General features: G+C 47.0%; 19 protein-coding genes. All 19 read right to left on the bottom strand.

Going from position 1 to position 21,358, the window contains the following annotated elements; all coding sequences use genetic code 11:
* Positions 1–13 precede the first annotated feature (13 nt).
* Positions 14–1,003, bottom strand: coding sequence for a CgeB family protein (locus tag DCCM_RS07770; protein ID WP_104371853.1), 990 nt, complete (start codon positions 1,001–1,003; stop codon positions 14–16).
* A gap of 35 nt (positions 1,004–1,038) precedes the next feature.
* A complete protein-coding gene (locus tag DCCM_RS07765; protein WP_104371852.1) occupies positions 1,039–2,067 on the bottom strand; it encodes an ATP-grasp domain-containing protein in 1,029 nt (342 codons plus the stop codon).
* Positions 2,060–2,749 (bottom strand): WbqC family protein, encoded by a 690-nt coding sequence (locus DCCM_RS07760; RefSeq protein ID WP_104371851.1) that lies wholly within the window; start codon positions 2,747–2,749, stop codon positions 2,060–2,062. Before DCCM_RS07760 ends, DCCM_RS07765 begins: the two co-directional genes overlap by 8 nt.
* Positions 2,750–2,839: 90 nt before the next feature.
* Positions 2,840–3,922 (bottom strand): DegT/DnrJ/EryC1/StrS family aminotransferase, encoded by a 1,083-nt coding sequence (locus tag DCCM_RS07755; RefSeq protein WP_104371850.1) that lies wholly within the window; start codon positions 3,920–3,922, stop codon positions 2,840–2,842.
* Positions 3,923–3,994: 72 nt separating this feature from the next.
* Positions 3,995–4,834, bottom strand: a complete 840-nt coding sequence (locus DCCM_RS07750) for a UDP-3-O-acyl-N-acetylglucosamine deacetylase (RefSeq protein ID WP_269433740.1) — start codon at positions 4,832–4,834, stop codon at positions 3,995–3,997.
* A gap of 36 nt (positions 4,835–4,870) precedes the next feature.
* Positions 4,871–5,836 (bottom strand): GNAT family N-acetyltransferase, encoded by a 966-nt coding sequence (locus tag DCCM_RS07745; RefSeq protein WP_165792062.1) that lies wholly within the window; start codon positions 5,834–5,836, stop codon positions 4,871–4,873.
* Positions 5,837–5,841: 5 nt separating this feature from the next.
* The gene (locus DCCM_RS07740; RefSeq protein WP_104371847.1) at positions 5,842–6,804 is read right to left on the bottom strand and encodes a Gfo/Idh/MocA family protein; all 963 of its coding nucleotides are present in this window, start codon (positions 6,802–6,804) and stop codon (positions 5,842–5,844) included.
* A gap of 333 nt (positions 6,805–7,137) precedes the next feature.
* Positions 7,138–7,905, bottom strand: coding sequence for a hypothetical protein (locus DCCM_RS18515; protein WP_165792061.1), 768 nt, complete (start codon positions 7,903–7,905; stop codon positions 7,138–7,140).
* Positions 7,906–8,279: 374 nt separating this feature from the next.
* Positions 8,280–8,825: a dTDP-4-dehydrorhamnose 3,5-epimerase family protein gene (locus tag DCCM_RS07725; protein ID WP_104371845.1), complete on the bottom strand. Its 546-nt coding sequence runs from the start codon at positions 8,823–8,825 to the stop codon at positions 8,280–8,282.
* Positions 8,826–8,914: 89 nt separating this feature from the next.
* Positions 8,915–10,102, bottom strand: coding sequence for a class I SAM-dependent methyltransferase (locus DCCM_RS07720; RefSeq protein ID WP_165792060.1), 1,188 nt, complete (start codon positions 10,100–10,102; stop codon positions 8,915–8,917).
* Positions 10,099–11,202, bottom strand: a complete 1,104-nt coding sequence (locus DCCM_RS07715) for a glycosyltransferase family 4 protein (protein ID WP_165792059.1) — start codon at positions 11,200–11,202, stop codon at positions 10,099–10,101. The genes DCCM_RS07720 and DCCM_RS07715 overlap by 4 nt, the downstream gene beginning before the upstream one ends.
* A 78-nt stretch (positions 11,203–11,280) precedes the next feature.
* Positions 11,281–12,294 (bottom strand): radical SAM/SPASM domain-containing protein, encoded by a 1,014-nt coding sequence (locus DCCM_RS07710; RefSeq protein ID WP_104371843.1) that lies wholly within the window; start codon positions 12,292–12,294, stop codon positions 11,281–11,283.
* Between the two features lie 37 nt (positions 12,295–12,331).
* Positions 12,332–13,333 carry a radical SAM/SPASM domain-containing protein gene (locus DCCM_RS07705; RefSeq protein WP_104371842.1) on the bottom strand — a complete coding sequence of 334 codons (1,002 nt, stop codon included), beginning with the start codon at positions 13,331–13,333 and terminating at the stop codon, positions 12,332–12,334.
* Positions 13,334–13,546: 213 nt separating this feature from the next.
* Complete coding sequence (locus DCCM_RS07700) at positions 13,547–14,575, bottom strand: radical SAM/SPASM domain-containing protein (protein ID WP_104371841.1); 1,029 nt, start codon at positions 14,573–14,575, stop codon at positions 13,547–13,549.
* Positions 14,559–15,593 (bottom strand): radical SAM/SPASM domain-containing protein, encoded by a 1,035-nt coding sequence (locus tag DCCM_RS07695; protein ID WP_104371840.1) that lies wholly within the window; start codon positions 15,591–15,593, stop codon positions 14,559–14,561. The genes DCCM_RS07700 and DCCM_RS07695 overlap by 17 nt, the downstream gene beginning before the upstream one ends.
* 39 nt (positions 15,594–15,632) lie before the next feature.
* Entirely contained in the window at positions 15,633–16,751 is a 1,119-nt protein-coding gene (locus tag DCCM_RS07690) for an FkbM family methyltransferase (RefSeq protein WP_165792058.1), read from the bottom strand.
* A 22-nt stretch (positions 16,752–16,773) separates the two neighbouring features.
* Positions 16,774–18,147 (bottom strand): glycosyltransferase family 4 protein, encoded by a 1,374-nt coding sequence (locus tag DCCM_RS07685; protein ID WP_207655558.1) that lies wholly within the window; start codon positions 18,145–18,147, stop codon positions 16,774–16,776.
* Entirely contained in the window at positions 18,111–19,703 is a 1,593-nt protein-coding gene (locus DCCM_RS07680; protein WP_165792057.1) for a B12-binding domain-containing radical SAM protein, read from the bottom strand. The genes DCCM_RS07685 and DCCM_RS07680 overlap by 37 nt, the downstream gene beginning before the upstream one ends.
* 7 nt (positions 19,704–19,710) lie before the next feature.
* Entirely contained in the window at positions 19,711–21,327 is a 1,617-nt protein-coding gene (locus DCCM_RS07675; RefSeq protein ID WP_128739113.1) for a glycosyltransferase family 2 protein, read from the bottom strand.
* Positions 21,328–21,358 lie beyond the last annotated feature (31 nt).

The raw sequence follows: 21,358 nt of genomic DNA, 5'->3' as shown, positions 1-21,358 counted from the left end.
AAGCAGGGTAAAATTATTCTGTTTTTAACCGCTCACGGAGCTGATCAACTTTTCTAATGCTCTTTAGCATTTCTAGCGCCCTGTGCCTGTATGTGTGTTTCAGGTACACTTCCCTCTGCCCCTGCCAGGCTATTTTTTTTCTTTCTTCCTCATGGCCCAGATAATAATCCACCAGCCTTAAGGTTTCCTTTTCGGACCGGGATATCACCAGGTGCTTGCCGTTTTTAAAGTTTTTAATCACCGAGGCGGTGGCCGGCGCCAGCAAAAATCCCCGGGCGCCAAGTATCTCAAAGGTTCTGGCGGTCAATTCGGTGGTAAGGTTCTGAAAACCCAGCACTATTTTGGCGGAACTGTAGACATGGTTGGTTTCCTCATAGGGAAGTTTACCCCGCAGAAGGCCGGGGTCCACGTTAAAACCTACAATTTCGGGATCCAGCCTATCCCATCTTTTTCCCCAAATCAAAACCTTATAATTTTTTTCCACCAGGGGTTTTAATAAAATTCTGGCGCTGTCCCTCCGGAAGGAACTCCAGGTCACCCCGGCGGTGGCCACCAGGGCAATGTCGCAAAGATACTCCTTACGGGGGTTGGCGGGCCGGTGAAAATCGGGATTGCAGCCCCAGTTCAGGTAAAAGGCCTGATGGCCAAGCTCCCTGAAAAAATTAACGGAATCCTTGTCTATGGTAAAAATGTAATCGGGGTGGGTGGACTTGATATAGGGCAATGACCATCTGTCCGTCCAGCGCGGATCCTCTGTGGACCAGTAGGCATGGCTGACATGGTACTTATTAAGCATGTGCCCAAGCAATTCCAGGTTGGACCTGGTGTGAATCTTGGTCCAGCCGGCGGTTACAACCAGATCCGGCCGGTATTTGTCAAAAATTTCCGCCAGTGTGTCTTCCCGGATGTCGTTTAATGTTTTCACCTGGCAGCCCAGTTTTCTGAATCCCCAAGGCAGCCCCAGCACATACTGGGGATCTGATTCAATAAAAACAATTTTCATTGGTCAAAACTCCATGCTCACTTAAATTGTTATTATCAGCCCGGCCTGTTAACACAAAAGCTTTCCTTTTCCAGCTGCCTGATTCTCCCGGTGGGAACGATATAATCCTTGTACTGCCTTATTATGCTGCCCTTTACCGCTTTCCGCGGTGAAACCGCTTCACCCAGTATTTCAGCCCTGAGCAGTATTTCGGCCTCATTTATCCCCAGCAGGCAGCGCATTCCGGTGCTGCTGCTGAAACGGGGATTTATTTCGAAAATGTAAGGTCTTCCCTCCAGCAGCCTGAATTGAAAGTTGCAGGGCCCGTAGGGCTTCAACACCCCGGCCACCTGCCTGCAATAATCTGTTAAATGCTCATAATCGTCCGCCTCCGCGGACATGGTCATGCCGTCCCGCAGTATTCTCTTCAGGGTAACGGCGGACAGCACCCTGCCGTCGGCCCCGGCACAAATACCGGTGGTATACTCGCCGTCAGCTTCAGGGAGATACTGCTGCAATACGAAGCCCTCCCGGCCCTTGACCAGGGACAGCAATTCCTGCGGGGAGGCCGCTTTATATAAATCCTCCGACCCGGCGCCCCGGCGGGGTTTGATGATTACCGGAAAGCCGGCTTCCCGGATAAATTTCTCCAGCAGCGCCCGGTCTTCCGGATAGCGTATGGTGCCGGGAAAATTAAAATTATTTTCTTTTAAAAATTTTATGGTCAGCCACTTGTCGCAACATATATTCATCACCCCGGGCGGGTTTACAAATACCCAGGCGCCGGTTGCCGCCTCTATCTCCTCCTTGTGGCCGCTGAAAAAAGCCAATTCGTGTGAAGATGCCACAAATACCGCGTTGATCTTTTCCCCGCGGATAATATCCAGTATTTTTTCATAATACAGCCCTTCCTGAAAAGCCGGAGGCACTATATAGCCCCGGTGGGCGAAATGCAGCCCCAGGGTTCTGGGATCCGTGTCGGTGGCTACCAGTTTTAGTTTTAACGCGGATTTTAACAGGGACTTAATCACGGCCACTCCGTAAAGGGAGCCGGAGCCGGTGACCAGAACATTTATATTATTCATAAATCACCTGTCTGGTTAAATAATTTTTGCTGTCCCGCCCGCAGTTGAATATTAAATCCACCGCGGACAGGTTGGGTATAAAATCGCCCCACTGCTGCGGGTAATCGGGATGTTTGAAATCCTGATAAACCAGCCTGAGACCGCTTCTTTGAAATTCGCCCTCGTCGTTATAGACCCGCGCCCCGTTGCCCGACAGGTATGTGTCGGCGCCCAGGTATTTGCAGATATTAATTATCTTGGTCCCCTTTTTGCCGGTAATCCCGGGTATATCCGACGAGCGTATCATGGGGGTGCTGATATCCAGTATTTCACGAACCACATTGATAAGCCTTAAATTTAATTCCGCCAGTTTATCCCCCGGGTCTTTATACACCACAAAGAACCGCTCCCTGTATTCCTGCCAGTGGGCAGCCCTGGCGTAGCAGCCCTGCAGGGAGTACCAGTGCTTTCTGTACCACCTGCTCTCATTAATAATTTTGACGTCTTTAATCAGTGCCTCTTTACGGGCCAGAGGCACGCTCAACAGTCTTGGTCCCTCGGGCCCTTTAATTTTGTTCCTGCCGGTTATGCCTCTGTTGGAATGAAGTACGTCATCCAATATAACAAAGAGATCGCAGGATTTCATTTTGTGAAAATATCCGAGCCAGGGTAAATAATTGGGCTGGTGGCCGGAAACAATCAAACGCCTTTAACCTCCTTGCACTAATCAGGATGGAAGGCACGCTTTTTTCGTATTGCCTTGAATTACCGCCCTTAAAAGCAATGTTCTTATTTAACCGTAGCTATTAATAACTTCCGCAACATACCTCAACTCCTCAGGGGTCAGGGAAGGGTGTACCGGAATGGATACGCACCTGCCGGCCAGCTTCCTTGCCCCGGGCCAATGGCCGCCCCCGGACGGCGCGTTGCGGTAAGGTATTTGCTCCGGTATGATCAGCGGGTAATAAACGCCGTGACCAATACCTTTTTCCGTCAGGTAGAGGGTAAATTTTTCCCTGTCCGGCACCCTTATGGTATATTGGTTAAAAACATGTACCCTGTCCGTTGGTATGGCGGGCTTTTCAACAGCCGGGTTGGTAATGCGTTTTTCATAGAACCCGGCGTTTTCAATTCTTTTGCGGTTGAACCCTTCCAGCTTTGCCAACTGCGCCAGGCCTATGGCGGCGTGAACATCGCTCATCCGGTAGTTGTAGCCCACCAGTTCGTGAAAATACCTGCGGCGCTGCCCCTGATTAATGATTATTCTTACCTTTTCCGCCACCCCGGGCTCCCCCGTTACCACCATGCCGCCTTCCCCCGAGGTCATATTCTTGGTGGGGTAATAACTAAATGCCGCGGCCCTGCCGAAATTACCCACCTTGACCCCCCGGTAGGCCGCGCCCACAGCCTGGGCGCAATCCTCCAGCAACATAATTTTGTGCCTTTGGGCCAATTCCACTATTTTATCCATATCAGCCGGCAGCCCGAAAATATGAACCACCAGCACAGCCTTTGCGCCGGGATGTTTTTTTATGGATTTTTCCAGTTCTCCGGGCGACAGGTTGCCGGTAACAGGGTCGATATCCACGAATACGGGGGTGGCCCCCGTGTACAGGATGGCATTGGCTGAAGCAATGAAGGAATACGCAGTTACAAACACCTTATCCCCCGGCCCTATGCCCACAGCCTCCATCATGGCGTGCAGGGCTGTGGTACCGGATGAGGCGGCAATGGCATGACGGGAATTATTATAGGCGCAAAATTGCCGCTCGAATTCCTCCACACGGCTGCCGGCGGCCAGCATACCGCTGCGCAGCACCTCCAGCACACCGGCCTCCTCTTCCTTTCCCAGCAGGGGTTTGACATGCGGAATCAAAGAACAGCCCCCCTTAACGGCAAAATTGGAACATTCCTTCTTGAATGGGTTACCCGGGGAAATTTTGATAATTCAGGAAGGTATGTCCCCTTTCATTAATTTTGCCAATTCTTTACACATCTGAATATTCATTTTATGCCCGGTTCTGATTCCTATAAAATGCCCTTTAACCGCCCGGCCAAGAATAGCCATATCTCCCAGCAAATCCAGCAGTTTGTGCCTGGCCGGCTCGTTGTTCCAGCGCAAATCCGTTGCCGCCCCGGGAAAAACCAAACAATCCTCCATGCCCCTGCCTATTAAATCCGCCACCCGGGCATATTCATAATCAATAATGTATGAGCGGGCCGCCGCCGGCCCCAGGGCGAAATCCTCATCCCCGCCGACGGCAAAACTGTATGCCTGGGTGGAAATCTGCTTCCCCGGATAATCCATTAAATATGTCAGTTTAAACTCTTTGGACGGCAGGGCCAGCAGAATGCTGTCATACCTTTCTCCGCCATAATCAAAGGAACCCATCACCCAGCGGGCTTCCGGAACGTAAAAATATTCCCTGGGCCTATCCTGGAATACGGGCTCCGCCTCCAATAGAGCCTGAACAAATCCCCCGCTGCTGAAACCCGTAACCACAGGCAGGTACGGACCGTCCGCGTGGATAAGCAGGTTGTCTATGCCCAGCCCGGCCGCGGCGGCCAGTATGTGCTCCGTATGTTCTATGCGAACGCCTTCTTTGTCCAGGGAAGTCCAGCGGTGGTCGGCCCGGGCATACTCCGGGCGACACTCAACTCCGGGCCGGCCGGGCAGGTCGTCCCTTATAAAAGTAATGCCGCTGTCCGGGGGGGCCGGTTTAAATGTCACGGTGCTGTAACCCCGGCCGGTTATATCAATGCCAGTTACCCTTGCCGGTTTTTTTATCGTCCTCTGCAGTTTTTACCCCCCCTTGACTTTCACCTACAGCTCCAGAGCGTATGTTTCTCTTAAAAGCCCGCGCCCGCCGAACTCTTCCTTGAATCTGAAAAGGCCGTGGTTAACCAATGTTCCCCTGTTCTCGGTGGATATGCCCCAGTCCAGATAGTAAAACCCGTTACTGCCACCCCAGTTGATTAGCCGGTCGAATATCAGGTTTAACGGCCTTAAATGCTGTTTTTCCGGCCGGTGCGCAATATAAAAACAATTTATTACCCTGCTGTTCAGGATAAAAACCACAACCCCGGCAATCATCACATCCTGGTGGTACGCAGCCACCAGTTTGATATTATGGGGATATCTGCCGGACAACTCCTTTATCTCCGCCAGGCTATGGGTGGGCCGGGCGTTGTGGCGGTTTTTCAGGTTTGCCGCCAGTATATCCCAATAAGTATCGTAGTCATTGCTTTCCGTTACGGTGACACCCATGGTTTTCGCTTTCCGGATATTCCTTCTGGCACTGTCTGTCATAAAGGGGTTATCCGGCGCCGCTTCTTTTAGTGGAAGCACCGTGGCCAGCTCCGTGCGGACAGGAGAAAAACCGTTATACCTCAGGGCAAAGTCTATTTCATCACAGGGCCAGTTAAGATAAACCCGGGGAACCGGTTTTATTTCCACGGTTTTAAAACCTCTGTCTCTGCAATCCTCTATCAGAGCGCTTACCAGCAACAAGGCGTCCCCGGTTGTAAATCCCTGACCGACCACTATACCGCCATGGGAGGCTCCCGGGTGGGAACAAAATGTCTTTTGATCGGAGCCTTTGCTTGCGGCGGGGATCACAGCCGCAAGCCTATCCCTGGAATCGTAAGCCATGAGAGAACAATCCCTGAACCTGTGCGGAGGATGATACCCTAAAAATTTTCGCTCCTGCATGAAAGTGCCGTTTCTGGACTTTTTCACAAAATCGTCCCAGGCATCCTGGTGTGAATCCCGGTAACTTTTTATTTTCAACCGCATCACCTGTCGGATCTAAAATACAATCTGGCGCCGTGGCTTAATAATGACTGCTCGGTTAAATCCAGCAGCCTCATTACCCATAATATGTCCTGTAACCCGGTTTGAGGCTCTTTCCCCGTCTTTACACAATTGATGAAGTGCCGGCACTGTTCAGTCAAAGGCAACGTATTTTCCAGCTCCGGGGTAACTATATCCACATTGTAGGATATAATCTGCAGTTTGTTTTTATCCCTGGTATCATCCCAGAAGGCCATCATGTTATTTCCGGCAATCGCAACATGCCTCTTCTTCACCGGGTGCATCCAGTTCGCGTGTATTTGAACCATCAGATTCCCGGTGAAGCCCATGGTGACTGTTATTAAATCCCAGATACCCTCTTGTAAATAATTGCCTCCCTGCGCCGATACCCAGAGGGGCTCCTGATTTATCAGACTCCTGACAATTGAAAGATCGTGCACCGCCAGGTCCCAGAGGACGCTGACATCGGTTCTAATCTTGCCGAGATTGGCCCGGTCCAACAGAATGTATCTTAACTCTCCCAACATGCCCCGGCTGATGTATTCCCGCAATTTCTTCACCACCGGGTGATATTCCATTAAGTGCCCGGCCATCAGTATGGTATTGTTTTTCCTGGCCAGCTGAGCCAGTTCTTTAGCTTCCCGGTAGCGGTGGGTAACGGGTTTTTCCACCAGCACCGCCTTATTGCCGGCCAGGAATTTAGACGCCAGCTGGTAATGTGATTTAGGTGGCGTTGCGATTATCACACCGCCCACGTTATTATCATTCAATAAATCCCGGTAGTCGCCGGTCAGTTTAAGGTAGGGATATATAGCTCTGACATTATCCAATATTTCCTTTTTTAAATCACATACATATAAAACTTTTATTTCTGGAATTGATACCAGGGTTTTTAAATAGTTAACCCCCCAGGCCCCACATCCTATTAAACCTATTCCGATCATTTATCATTATCCCATCTGACAAAAAAATAAAAACCCCACCTAATTTTTGGATATTTGCTTTATTTTAGTTTATTCATTTAAACGGTTAACTGTGCACGAAGTATTTAAAAACCGTCGCAAATACTGCTGAAATAGCAGGAGTTTGCCGGACTCCAAAATCCTTCCATTTTTTGCTGCCCCGGCTCCGGAAAACATCCCGGAGAACCGGGGCCTGAATTTAGAGATCTCTTTCCCGGGTTAGTTTATTGAAAAGTTTAACCGGCCCGGGAAAGATGCATTCTTTACCATGTCCCACCGCTTATTGTTTTTCTTTTTTCACGGCGGGCGCAATTTCTAGCGGTCTTTACAATCTTTATGGTCCTTGTGATCCTTGTAGTCCTTGGGGTCCTTGCAGTCCTTGTGGTCCTTGGGCGGCTCCTTGTGGTCTTTGGACTCCTTGCAATCCTTGTGATCCTTGTGCTCCTTGCAATCCTTATGGTCCTTGGGCGGCTCCTTGTGATCCTTGTGCTCCTTGCAATCCTTATGGTCCTTGGGTGGCTCCTTGTGATCCTTGTGCTCCTTGCAATCCTTATGGTCCTTGGGCGGCTCCTTGTGGTCTTTGTGCTCCTTGCAATCCTTATGGTCCTTGGGCGGCTCCTTGTGGTCTTTGTGCTCCTTGTAATCCTTATGGTCCTTGGGCGGCTCCTTGTGGTCTTTATGCTCCTTGTAATCCTTATGGTCCTTGGGCGGCTCCTTGTGGTCCTTGTGGTCCTTGGGCGGCCCGTCTTTCGGTTTATCTTTTACCACAGGACAATTCTTATCCTGGGCAACCGCCCACTCTACGATATGGTGCCTTTTATCAAACACCACGAACACTTCCGCCGAAACCAGGACCAGCTTGGAAAATGACTGGACCCATTCCGGTGTTACCCTCTTAAAGGCCACCTTGTTGGTTTCACAGAGAATAACAATCCAAAAAGCCCCCGCCTTGGTAAAGGCAAGAATACTCTCTCTCACAAACCCTTTGCCTCCATCCACGGGGCTGTGAGAAATTTTCCAGTCAGGTTTGAGTTTACCGGCAATTCTGCAAATGTCCTCCAAATGCATATCCTTGTTTTCCACCAATAATCCCTCCAGCTGTAAAGTAAATTGCCGTTTGCCAAAATATTTTCAAATTATTGGCAAACAGCCCGGGGATTATCACCCCATTCCTTGTGTTGCTATAATATTCCATGTTTTTACATTATGTTACATAAATTTAATGATTATAAATAAAACAGGGGCAGTCCAATCTGCCCCTGTCCGGAAAATATCCTAGGAGGCCGTTGAAAAAGTCCATCTGCTGCGTTGCGGCTGCGGCCTCAATGCTCGACGTACTATGAGTACGCCTCCGCTTGAGGCCTTGTCGCGCCTTGCATCTGGGGCTTTTTGAACGGCCTCCGGCGGTAGTTTAGCAACATGTTTATTGTTTTTTCAATGTGTTTTTCAACACTCTCCTAGTATATAAATTTACTGTCAATGTCACAAAGAGGTATCAGGTTTCTGTCCCTTTCAGAAATAACCGGTGACTCAATCCCCCATTCAACCCCCACCGAGTCCCATCTTATACCTCCTTCAAGCTCAGCTGAAAAAATATTTGACATTCTATAGCACACAATGGTATTTTCCTCAAAAACAGCATATCCGTGGGCCAACCCCTCGGGAACATATAAAACATAGCTGTTTTCACTGTCAAGAATGAAGCTGTCCCACTTGGCGTATGTGGGCGAGCCTTTACGGATATCCACCACCACGTCTAAAATTTTTCCCTTCGCACAGGATATAACCTTGATCTGCGGCAGTGGATGACCTTGAAAATGCAAACCGCGGATAACATCCTTGGCAGAGGTTACAACAAGCTCCTCGTCATATTTGGTGTGAAGCCCCAAAGCTTTAAATCTCCCGCTGTGGTATGGTTTTATCAACGTGCCGCGCTCATCGCTGAAGGTTAAAGGCCGCAGCAAAAAGCAGCCCTGAATTTTTGACTTTTTCAAAATCTCCATGCAAAATAACCACCATTCTATCAAATCTGACAGCCCGCTTTAAATACTTTTTCAGCCGGCCAAATTTGCCAATGGTTGAAGGAATATTTTTAACGCTGCAGCGAATGACCATTAAATTCCTGCCTGATCCTCCCGCTCCATTCCGGATGAAGAACAGCGGCTTTTTGAAAATACTTTTTGGCAACCCGGGCCTGTGAATTTTGCATTGCGTTTATCATATGAACAATATAGTTTTTTAAAAGCATGGTAGTGCTTTTAACTTCCCTGTCCCGCAAATTATAAAAGTTATTACTTAAATATCCGGAAATATTTTCAACCATTTCGAGAATGAAATATAAAAGTTTTATGTTTTCCCGGTTCAGGCTGTCCTGGTTTATGGAAGCAAGAGCTTCCATAACGGAATTAAACATACCAGTTATCATCTTTTCAAATGTTTCCCCTAAAGGCGCCCCGCCCTTATCCTCCATTGAAATGCTTTTATGCCAGACCAGGGCCGGTGCAAAATGCCCGTAATTTTCGCCAAAAGCAGCACTCAAAGCTTTTATTGTCCCGACATTATAATCTTTTATAAAACCGGGATCATCCGATAAAGCAATACTGTCTCTTATATCTTCAGGCAATTGCGACATTTTGCAGTTACAGCCCTGCCCGGCAATTAATCCGCCCGGTCGTATAAGCCGGACGGCCTTTAAAATATCCGCATATATATTTTTATAATTGCCGGCGGTATTTATAAAAATCATGTCGAAATAATCATCTCTGAGGGCTTCCGCCCCATATACGGATTCACAAACAACCGGTTTCACCTGTTCAGACACATCCATATACCCGGTTACAGCGCGAAAGTGCTCCAGGGAGTTTAAATAATTATCTATTTCCCCGGGCCCGTCTTTATTTGCGGCTTTATTCCAGGTATCCAGGCAGAATAGTATATTATCCTCTGAAAAAGCTTTAAGGGCAAGAGCGATAAAAACCGTGGAGCAGCCAAAACCGCTACCCATTTCCAAAACACGCAAATTTTTATGTTTTACACCTGTACATGTGCGATAGACAAGGGAAGACAGGGCGATTATGTCTAATATTGTTGTGGTGCCATAGGTGTACTTTATAACTTCTCCATACTTATTTATATTTATAATAAATGAGTCTATTAATTGCTGAGGGGACAAATCACGGTTAAGCTCGGATGGATTTACGGAAAATAACGGTATTACAAAGTGGCCGGCGGCATCACGCAGTGTTAAATAGTTATTTTCAATATTAATCATAAAATTCATTTTGCCAGCCCCTTCAGATGAAATAAAATGTCCAGCTTGCCGAGAATATATTTCCATGAAAGCTCGCTTCTTGCAAAAGAATACATTCCGTTAAACACTTCCTGGATTTTATCGTCATCCGGGCATATCTTTTCAAAAGCCCCGGTTATGGTTTTACAATCACCCACGGGAACAACCGTGCCATATTGCTCATTATCTGTAATATCATACGCGCCGTCCACATCGGTTGATATTATATAACAGCCGTTTTTGGCGGCTTCCGCGAAAACATGCGCATAGGCTTCCACATTGGAGGTCATGCAGAATATTTTTGCCCTCCGGTATTCCTCCTCAAGTTTTTGTCTGTCATAAATCGGTCCTGTAAATTCAACAGCTTGCTCAAATTTGGGATGCTCCCGGAATGTTTCCATTGTTGATAAAAACCGCTGGGCAACATTTCCTATCAGCTTTAACTTCCAGCCGGGTATATCGGCGTCCAAAAACGCCTTTAGCAGGACATCCGTTTGCTTTTCAACTATACCCAGGCGGCCCACGGTAATTATTATATTTTCTTTTTCCGGGTAACCCAGGGGCTCAACCGGGAAGGTTTCATAAAAACCGTTTGGTATCAGTTCAACGTTAAAAGGCGTCTCCCGGTTAATAATCCTGTACAGATTATATGACTCCACACTAATTAAATGGCACATTCCCAATAGCGCGGAAAAATGTTGGGTGGATATTATCCTGGAGAGCCAATACCTGTTCATGTCAAGCTTTAAATATATCTTGCCGTCAGGGTTACATTTTTTGTATATCGCTCCGAATTCAACATAGCACTCATAAGGGCCAAACATGAACAGAATATCAAAGTTGTTTGCATGTTCATTAATATATGTATGCGCATCCCTGTTAAAAATCCCCGTATAATTGATACACTCAAATTTACAGTCCGGAAAATGAATCTTCAAAAGACTTTCATCAATGGAATATGCGGCGATTGTGGTATGGTAACCGTAATATTTTTGCAATAAGCACGGCACCAGGCAGGTATCCTTCAGTATTTGGGCGTTGGAGATATTACAATCGTATTCCGGGGGAATAAAAAGGATCCTTCCACTCATATATAAAAAACGCCACCTTTTTGCCATTTTGTTCAACTTGCCGGCCCGCCTGAAAACAGCTTGCTTTTTCGACCGCAATTAATACAGGCTCTTTAGCCGCCCCGCGTAAGGGTCAAGTATATCCTCGGGGAATATTCCGTATTTGAACAGTGAACAGCCGGAGCACACGGGGCCTGCGTTCTCCACCCCATCCAGCAATAACCGGCGGAAACCGGCAAGCTTTGGGCCCTTCCAAATTTCCGGGACGGTTTGCTCCGCGGCGTTGCCGAAAACCCCCGGGTATGACATGGAACAACAGGGAACAACGGCTCCATCGGGGTTTATCTGGAGCATATAAAAGGGCTGCGGGCATATTGCCGTTTCCGCCATGCAATTACCGCTCTGTGTAACATTCAGCGCCTTTCCGCCGGCAAGTCTTTTATAATCAATACCCTTCACGGTGGGGGTTAAATGCTCAACGGCGATGGTATCGCAGACTCCTTCGAATATGTCGAAAAATAGTTTTTCCTCGCTTTCGCCGGAAAGGGCGCAATCTATTATCTTTATGTGAACCCTTGTCTTGCCCCTGTTCTGAAAGAAAAAGTCCAGCTTTTTTAAAAATCTGTTAAAATTTATTTTTATTCCGGCCAGGGTACCGTATTTTTCCCCGGAAATACCCTGAATTGAAATTCTCAGCCTGTCAAGCCCGGCGGCTATAAGGGCAAGGGATAGCTGTTCATCAAGCAAAACGCCGTTGGTCACTATGTCTATGCTGTCCGCGATATCCTTTGTTTTGGCATAATCCACCATTTGGGCGATATTTCTGTGCAGTAGGGGTTCTCCTATTCCGGCAAACCGCAGCATTTTAAGTTTGGCCTTAAAATCAGCCAGATCATCTATGCACTTTTTATATAAGGGCATATCCAAAAAGGTTTTATCCGATATATAGCCATGCCGTTCCCGGGGCAGGGCGTGAAGGCAGTAGCCGCACCTGAAATTGCAGCCGTAAACGGGAAATATCTGTATTAAAAAAGGGGCAGCCAGGGGCAGCGCCTCTCCTAGAACAGTCCGTTTACCGCCGGGCGTGACGCCTGTAACAATTTTACCTCCCATTATAAAATCATCCTCTTGCTGTAATAATTACCGGGCTTTAGAGCCGCCTCAATATATCCTCCGCCGCGGCATCCAACACATCCTCCGGGTGGGACACGTCGTCGGGGGCGCAGCACACGGCGCACCCGGGATTGCCGCCCCGCTGCTTTTTAAGCTGCATAATCTGAAATTCCCGCAGTTTTCTTCCCTTCCATATATTTAAAAGAGTGTCCTCATTCACATTTCCCAGCACAACCGGCTTGTAAATAGTGTCGCAGGGCTCCACATCCCCATCGGGGAATATTCCCAGCATGAAGAAGGGCAGCGGGCATACCCGCCGCTTCCGGTGAACCCGGCCGTAACGGTCGGCGGTGACGGCGGCGCCCGCCGCGTAATGCACGCCGTCATATACTGGGCGGCACTGCTCTATATACATTCTGTCGCTGATATCCGAAAAGAGGCTGTAAAATTTTTCATCCTCTCCCGGCTCCAGTGCTATATCCATTACCTTGACAAATAGCTTGCAGCCTTTTTTATTTTGATAGAAATACCGGATATTATCGACCAATTCCTCAAAATCCAGGCTATGGCCGCAAACCTCTCCATACTTAACGGCAGAAAGTCCCTGCAGGGATATTCTTATGGTATCAAGTCCCGCCTGGATTAAGGCTTTGGACATCTCCGGGGTAAGTAAGGAAGCGTTTGTTATTATCTCCACCCTGTCGGCTATACCGGCCTTTTTGGCAAGCTCTATCATCCGGGGCAGGTTTTTATTTATCAGCGGCTCCCCATGGCCGGTGAGGGATAAAACTTTAAACCGGGCGGGAAATTCCTCCGACTGTTCTATTACCCTGTGATAGGTTTCCATGGGCATATTCTGCGGTTTAAAGTTGTATTTCTTCTCCATCCCTTCCGGTCCCAGGGAATGACCGCAGTATTTGCACCTGAAATTGCAGAATGTGGTGGGGAATACAAAGAGTGTGAATGGAGTTTCCAGAGGCACCGCATCAGCCAGCTTTATCCTGTCCAGTCCGCATATGGGCTTTATTTCAGAAGGCATAATTCACACACTCACCTTTTAGGTATGGGGACACACCTTAATTCCAAAGGGTAGAGGCCGGATATCTGATGCTTCCCCGCCATCAAGGGCGGGGTCTCGCGTGCTGTTAACGGGATATAAGTGGTGTGTCCCCTTTCCTTAATTGACTGTTTATCCCGACCTTCAGGGATGGTGTCTTACAGGCTGTTAGCGAGATAAAATGATGGTATGTCCCTAATTTATGTTGAAAAACTTGAGCAGCCGTCCGGCCGCGTCATCGAGAAATTCAGTTTCATCAAGCACTGTGGCGCAGGTGGCACAGGTAGCGCAGACAGGAAATTTTTTCCGGTTAAGCATTAAATGCGCACGTATTAAATTTGTGCGCCGCCTGCCGTTCCATATCCGGCTTAGTGACTGGTCCTGAATATTTCCCAGGGCAAAATGTTTGGGCAGCCCCCCCACGGGGCAGGGAAACACATTGCCATCCACATCTATCTGCAGCATATAAAATATTACCGGGCACACATTGCGAAAGAATACCTCTTCGTTGTTAATATTACGGCTATCGTCCGCCCTGCCCCCAAGATCACCCATCTGCTGCTGCAGGGTTATCAAATGCTCAATAAATATTTGATCGCAGATATCCCCAAAAAGATTATAAAACCGCTCCCTGTCCGCCTCTCCCTCCAGGAGGGAGTCTATAATCTTAATAAAAATTGAACAATTCCCTTTATGTTGATACAGGTAGATTAAATTCTCATACATTCTGTCAAAGTCCACCGTCACTCCCGAAACTTCCTTATATTTACGGGCGTCAAGCCCCTGGAGCGATACCTGTATTCTGGTGACACCAGCGGCAATCAATGCGTCCGAGAGTTCCGGGGTGAGCAGGGAGGCATTTGTCAAAATGTCCAGCCGCTGTGCCGCTCCTGAATCTCCGGCCCGTTTTATCATCTCGGGCAGCCTTGGATTCATCAAGGGTTCACCCAGTCCTGAAAATACGATTCTTTTGGGGTGTTCCGGAAAGGACATAAGCTGCCCTATAATTAGCTCATACATGGAAAAATCCATGTGCTTGATTTGATAACCTGTTTTGGCGAATTCACCCTTTTCCCTGCCCCTGGTACTGTGCAGGCAATAAAAACACTTGAAATTACAGTGGCGGGTAGGCTCTATAAAAATGGTAAAGGGGGTGCTCAGCGGAATTATATCGGCCAGGCGTTTTCTATTCAGGTCATAGCTGGGCTTAATCTCGGCTTTCATAAGCTTCTAACCTTTCGTACAAAGGTATTAAATCCTCCGCGTAATCATCCAAATAATCACTTGGACGCATTACGTGAATATGTCTTTTACATTTATTACATACCGGTATTTGCGCTTTTTCCCTTTTCAGCAGCTTTATTAGAAAAGCATTATATTCAGGACCACGCCACACGGCGGCAAGCCCCTTTTCCGCCACATTGTCAAATCCGGCGGGGGGAGGAAATACCCCGCAGGGCAAAAGGCGCCCATCCACGTCAATAATACAGGAATAAAATGGCAGTGCACAGATATCTGTTTCAACTAGCTTATTACCCATAAGCTCAGTTGAAAAATCGCTGCCAAATTTGGAGTAATCAAATTCAGGCAGCATGGGAATCAGCGATTCAACGGCTATTTCATCGCAAAGGTTTCCAAAAATATCAAAAAATTTTTCTCTGTCCCCGGGCTTTTTCAACATAATGTCCATAATCTTGATATATACATTTGTGCTTTTCTTATGCTCATAGAAATATTTCAGATTGGCAACAAACTGATCAAAATTGATGTCCACCCCCGAGGCCTGCCGGTAATCGCCGGCACAAAGCCCCTGTATGGAAATTCTCATACTGTCAAGACCGGCCTTTATCAGCTGATCCGCAAGAGCCGGTGTTAACGCGTAAGAATTTGTTATTATCTCAACTTTATCCGTCACATTATGAGCTTTGGCGTATTGTATCATCTCGGCCAACCGGGGATGCAACAGCGGTTCTCCCCATCCGGCCAGAACCAGTATCTTAAGCTTGCCCGGCAAATCCTTGAATCCATCAATACACTTTTTATAAAGATCAAATTTCATCAATTTCCTGGAGAAGGACATATCCTTGAGAATTTTTTTGGTATGACTTTGCAAACAGTAAGCGCATCTGAAATTACAGGTATTTGCCACAAACATCTGCACTGAAAAAGGCGTATCAAGGGGTAAAGCTTTGCCCAGCTCCACTCTGCCGGTATTTTTATTGGTCAACAACCTGGCATTCATTGGTAATTCTCCTTGTCTGATATATATAAACCCGTAACATCATGTTCCGCCCACCGCATACAGGATAGTCTCCATACCGTGCAGCCCGTGACACCTCAAATAAAATTTATATCCCGGCGCAATGCTTTCTATCAAAAGAGGGACCTGCCACAAATGTTCTATGCGGTGATATACGCTTATGGCAAGATCCGGCATATATCTTCGTATTGTTTGTTCGGCCCCGGCAAGGGCTTCATATTCCGCCCCTTCAATGTCCATTTTCACAAAAGTGGGAGCAAAATCAGCGATGGCGTCATCTATGGCAATACATTGAATAAATGTATCTCCGTTCTCTGATATTCCACTTGAACTTTTTATACCTGATCTAAACCTGAGCATTTCGCTATTTCTCCAAACGCCGCAGGGAAAGAGCACCTGTTCTTTCGCTATACGATTATTTTTTAAATTTGCGCAAAGACTTTTAAAATTCTCGCTGTCAGGTTCAAATAAAACCAGCGCCTCAGCCTCTCCCCTGTATCTTTTCAGGGCCAACGCGGTATCCCCGTCAAAGGCGCCGCAATCTATAAACCTTGCGTATCCTTTATTAAAAGGCACATCGTCAACAAAATACTGGGGTTTCTCCGACGGCAGGGAGAAATAGGCCGGATTCCCGCTGATTATGGCTTTGAAAAAATTTTCAAACACTTCATAGCTTTCATCATCTTCCATTAATTCAGCTACCTTTATTACTTTTTCCAGCGCGCAATTTATAAAATCCTTCCGGTCTTCCTGATGCCCTCCTTTGCCGCAAACTAAACAATTATATATATCATGAAAGTAATATATTTTCTCCCAGCCCAATTCCAACAAGCGTTGCCGCACGTCCGCAAGTTCAAGGCAGTCACAGATGAAAGCGATAATAATGACCGATTCCTTGCGGCTCTTCCCGGATAAATCAGCCTCAGCCGCTTTGTAAACCGGCCTGCCGCAATAATACCCACCGGTTTCAGCACGCCTGTCAAAAAAAGCCTGGACCTCAATACCCGCGTCCTGCAAAAGTTTGAAGGTCATGGCGCCCGCGTTGCCGGCGCCGTAAATGTATATTTTCCCCGGGCCAAGCCCTTGCAGGATGTCTTCCGCCTTTTTTATGTTTTCCGGAGAACTTATCAACTCTCTCATTCCGTCCCCGTAATTTTGTTTGCTAGGCATCATTTTCACTGCTCTCTCTTAATATATCGGCCCAAGTCCGCAACATCGGATCACCGGGAAATTCCCTGGCATAGTGAAACACCGACGATTTATTTTCCCCCTTCAATAGCGGGCTGCAATTTAAAATTAATCTTTTGATCTCCGGGGTTTGCCCGTCAACCCCGGCCAGAAGGCTCCGGGCAAACCTGTGCCCCTCCCTGCCGAGACAGGATGCAAACCACTGGGCAGGGGTTTTGCCCATAATATCTTTAAAACATATCCTTTTCTTAGGCTGTTTCATTACAATTTCAACCCCTGCATAAAAGGATTGCAAAATTTTACTTTTACTATATTTCCCAAGCACATAATCCCGGGCACTGATACCCATTTCTCTTCTTTTGCCGGGATTATTATATAAGTACCGGATTGCCTCTCCGTACTCTTGCCTGCCGGAGACCAAAAAACCCGTCTCACCATCCCTAACAATATGTTTTTCCGCAAGCTGATTCAGCACAACAGGCGGCACCTTTGCCGCCATGGCTTCCAACAGGGCATTTTCAGTGGTACCTGTATGGCCGGGCAGCAGCGGATAGCCAAAGACATCAAAGCCCATCAAAACCTGGTAAATATTTTCCACATGACCAAGGTAGGCAAACTCATTTTTTATCCCCTGCTTCCGGGCTTGCTTTGTGAGTATGTCTTTTGCCGGGGCATCTCCGGCTAAAATGAATTTTGCCCCGGGGATACCCACCTCTTTGCAGAACAAAATAAAATCAGGATGCAGCTTGGAAAAATCCACATACCCCAGGTATCCGATATTAAATCCGGCATGCTCTTCCGGTTCGACGCCGGGGAGATGGTCAAATCCGGCGCAGCCGTGGACAACCCCGGTCTTTTCTTGAACAACTCCCGGCGGCAATGCCAAAAACTCCTCCGCTTCATAAGAGGCGGGAGATGTAAACCACACCATGGAGGAAATTAAAAGCATTCGGGGATGCAGCGCGGGGGCGGTAAGACAGGAAACATGGGTCCATAATACAACCCGCGCGGGAATTGCGGGAAAATAGCGGAGCAATTTTGCGGTTTTGGGATGATTCCACCAGTGGATGATTGTAATATCACTATTTTTGATCAGATCATAAAGCAACCTTCCGCCCGGCTGTATAACCACCTTTACTCCCGCGGCCAGAGCGATATTTAAAAATTTTCTATGAACAGGCTGTTCCAGCAGTATTATTTGGTGTATTACGGAATTATCCCGGGAAGACGCTATTCCGGATATTACGTTGCCCACGCCTCCACCCATGTGAGGGGTGATATGAAGTATATTTCCCTTTGGCATGGCGCGGCTCAAATCAAGGCAAAGCTGCGGGCATATTCTTTCCACTGGCCGGAACTGTTTATGAGCTCACGGAATTTTTTATAATGCTCTTGTATTTTTGCCCCGTCCGCTCCCATGCCTTCATATGCCCTGGCAAGGTAATAATGTGCAAAGGCTTGATGAGGATATTTATCCACCACATTTTTAAAGTATCCGGCCGCTGTTTCAAAATCGCCGATTCTCATCCTGTAATTTTTTACAAAGTTCACCTCCAAATTCATCATGTACGCTTTTTTATTTATATAATCCGGGTCAATCCCGGGAGCCCTGATCACACAGTTATATAAATGGGCCTCGTCAAAAACCTGGCTTCTGTCAATGTAATTCTTCTCAACGCACATATCATAAAGCCTGCTGCCCATCATGGGCGTGGCAATGTAAATATAATTCCATTCAAAGCCCATTTCCTCCATAAGTTTTAAGGATAATGCCCTGTCTTCCTCTGTTTCCCCGGGAAAGCCGATAATAACATTGACATGTATCAGCAATCCGTTGTCACGCAGCGCCTTAACGGCGGTTTCTATTTGTTCCACTTGCAAAGGTTTGGCAATAATCTCCCTAAGCACACGCTCGGAACCGGATTCTATAGCCAGATATGCTATTTCCAGCCCCGCCTTTTTTAACAGGCGGGCCACTTCATTATCTATGAACGCCACGGAAAGGCCGCTTGCCACCTCGACAGCAATATTAAACCCGGCTATCTGCCTGAGTATTTCCTTGGCCCGCTCCCTGTCAAGCAAAAACTGGTCATCGTCAATAGCCAGTCTTTTTATGCCATACTTATTAATCATATTTTCCACTTCATGTTTTACGCGCCCGGGACTCATATACCGCATTTTTTTCCCATGGTTGGCCGCGGTGCAGCAAAAAACGCAGTTAAAAGGACACCCCCTGGAGGTGTGGATGGGAAGGGTCAACCCTGAATTAGCGGTGTCGGTATTGTTCAGCGTCCTCTTTCTCAGCCTGGCTTCGTAGGCGTTGATGTCTATCATAGTAAAATCTATAAACGGAAGCTCATCCAGATTCTCCACAAAGGAAGCAACAGGTTTTTTCCCTTTGGCCAGCGCTTTTCTTGTAAACCAGGAAGGGTCGTTCTCCATAACTTCATAGGGATCAGCGGCATTGACCAGCTTTAAAAGCGGAATTTCCCCCTCGGCAAAACAAACACCGTCTATATACATATTGTCTTTAACAATATTGCCATAGTAATTTGTGGCCACCACGCCTCCACAAATTATGATTATTCCGGCATCAACCCCCCGGGCAATCTCCGAATAAGTCTTCAGAGCGTTACAGGTCCAGTTGAACATAACTGAAATTCCCATAATATCCGGTCTATACTCAATTATTTTTTCCCTTACCGCAGCATCCATAATGTCTTTTTCCCGGGGATAAAGATTTAAATCCAGTATGCTGACATCAATTAAAGTTGTACTCTTATCTCTTAAATACGATGCCAGGGATAATACCCCATAGGGAGGCGTCACAATATGCCGTTCCTGCATATTTTCAACCGGTTTATCTTTCCCGGCATGAGGGATGACAAACAATATTTTTCTCATGGCTGCTTTACACCTCATAGTTGTTTAAGGAGCCGGGATTGGCTCGTGGAAATATATCCAGCACGTAATCGTTAATCATGATTCTATTAAAAATATTATCCGGATTTGAAATACCCAGCTGACCAACCAACTGTTTAATATAATTTTTAGAATTTTCATCAGTGCGGTGTAATTCCACCATTATTTTCCCGAAGGCAACCCCTTTTTCGTTTAAGTAAGATAAAAATGTTTCCAGCGAAATCTGCGCAAATGTTTTTTGCTCACCGGCTATATGACGGCCCGCCATTTCAAGCAAAGCCTTGGCGTCATATGTGTTTCTAAGCTTGACAAGCAGATGTCCGCCGCTTTTTAAAAGTTTCAACAGATCTTCAAGAAACCGGTACGGCTCCCCGTATCCGTTAATCGGCCCGCCCAATACTATATAATCAAATTTATCCCCGGCAAAATATTTTAGCAGATACTCCTGTCTGTCAACCGCCACCTTGCCTGCGCATATGGTGTTTAAATCCTGCCAGTATTTAGCCTGGTTTGTAAATGCCCACAGGCAAACATCAAATATACCGGCATCTCTCAGCTTATTTTTGAGCTCCAGTATTGGCGTCCCGCACAGAACATCCACGCCCAAAACGTCAATTTTCCCTGAGCCCCGCCGCTCTTCCGGATTAATTAACGACATCATGGCAAGTTCATAATTATTCACATCATCCCAGGCGTCCACACCAAAATATTTATTTCTGAACGCAATACGGCCTTTTTCAAGGGATTCCCGGTATTGCTCCGCGGTCTGGCTTACGCTGTGCCCGGCATGATAGACAAACACATCCTTGCAAAGAATTGCTTTATAACCCGCCCTGCGCACTCTGAAGGTTATATCGTCATCGGCAAAATCATGAAAAAAACCGTAATCAAAGGTACCTGCCATATCAATACATTCTTTTTTAAAAAGGACCAGCGGTGAGGTGAGCCTCAGCCGCTCATGCCATTTCCCGGGGTCGGAAACATTGAATTGCCCGGCTTTTTCCTGCATATCATTAAAATCTGTAAAACTCATATTTGCATCCTGTAAATTACTCACATTATTTGACATTGGCCCTATCATGCCGATGCGCTCATCGGACAGGGCACATTTAAGCATATTCGAAAGCCAGTTTTTAGTAACGTATACATCATTACAAACGCCTGCCACGTAGGCTCCGGCCGCCAGTGCCATACCGGCGCTGCTGCCATAAAATGCGCCTATATTTTTTGTAACCCGCACTATTTTCTTTCTCGGGTGCCGTACGGATTTAAAATATTCAAACGTCCCGTCGGAGGAACCATTATCCACCAGAATGAGTTCATAATCGATATCCTTTGTATATTTGATTACGCACTCAACACATGTTTTGGTATATTCTTCGAGATTGTTATATCCCACCAGCACAACGCTCACCAGTGACGAATGTTCACCCAGAAAGGCCGCCGCAACATTTCTTCTGGTGGCGTAAATATTGTTTCCGGGCTCGGGGGCACCCATGCCGTCAGTGTTTTTTATAACAATCCCGCAATCATCCGGTTCCTTTTCGACGCGCATATCTTCAAATAAATAATCTTGCCCCTCATTATCAATTTTCAGAGAATCCATTTTTTTAACTCCCAAAAATAAGCTTCTTCCC

The sequence above is a fragment of the Desulfocucumis palustris genome (genome assembly GCF_002933875.1).
Classification (GTDB): Bacteria; Bacillota; Desulfotomaculia; order Desulfotomaculales; family Desulfocucumaceae; genus Desulfocucumis; species Desulfocucumis palustris.
This window is presented reverse-complemented; position numbering and strand designations above follow the sequence as displayed.

Bases quoted from the DNA above. Each gene is read 5' to 3' on its own strand.
- DCCM_RS07710 (WP_104371843.1), bottom strand. From the start codon at position 12,294: ATGGGAGGTAAAATTGTTACAGGCGTCACGCCCGGCGGTAAACGGACT.
- DCCM_RS07725 (WP_104371845.1), bottom strand. From the start codon at position 8,825: ATGGAGATTTTGAAAAAGTCAAAAATTCAGGGCTGCTTTTTGCTGCGG.
- DCCM_RS07700 (WP_104371841.1), bottom strand. From the start codon at position 14,575: ATGAAAGCCGAGATTAAGCCCAGCTATGACCTGAATAGAAAACGCCTG.
- DCCM_RS07770 (WP_104371853.1), bottom strand. From the start codon at position 1,003: ATGAAAATTGTTTTTATTGAATCAGATCCCCAGTATGTGCTGGGGCTG.
- DCCM_RS07765 (WP_104371852.1), bottom strand. From the start codon at position 2,067: ATGAATAATATAAATGTTCTGGTCACCGGCTCCGGCTCCCTTTACGGA.
- DCCM_RS07740 (WP_104371847.1), bottom strand. From the start codon at position 6,804: ATGATCGGAATAGGTTTAATAGGATGTGGGGCCTGGGGGGTTAACTAT.
- DCCM_RS07715 (WP_165792059.1), bottom strand. From the start codon at position 11,202: ATGAGTGGAAGGATCCTTTTTATTCCCCCGGAATACGATTGTAATATC.
- DCCM_RS07690 (WP_165792058.1), bottom strand. From the start codon at position 16,751: ATGAGAGAGTTGATAAGTTCTCCGGAAAACATAAAAAAGGCGGAAGAC.
- DCCM_RS07720 (WP_165792060.1), bottom strand. From the start codon at position 10,102: ATGAATTTTATGATTAATATTGAAAATAACTATTTAACACTGCGTGAT.
- DCCM_RS07680 (WP_165792057.1), bottom strand. From the start codon at position 19,703: ATGAGAAAAATATTGTTTGTCATCCCTCATGCCGGGAAAGATAAACCG.
- DCCM_RS07695 (WP_104371840.1), bottom strand. From the start codon at position 15,593: ATGAATGCCAGGTTGTTGACCAATAAAAATACCGGCAGAGTGGAGCTG.
- DCCM_RS07675 (WP_128739113.1), bottom strand. From the start codon at position 21,327: ATGGATTCTCTGAAAATTGATAATGAGGGGCAAGATTATTTATTTGAA.
- DCCM_RS07705 (WP_104371842.1), bottom strand. From the start codon at position 13,333: ATGCCTTCTGAAATAAAGCCCATATGCGGACTGGACAGGATAAAGCTG.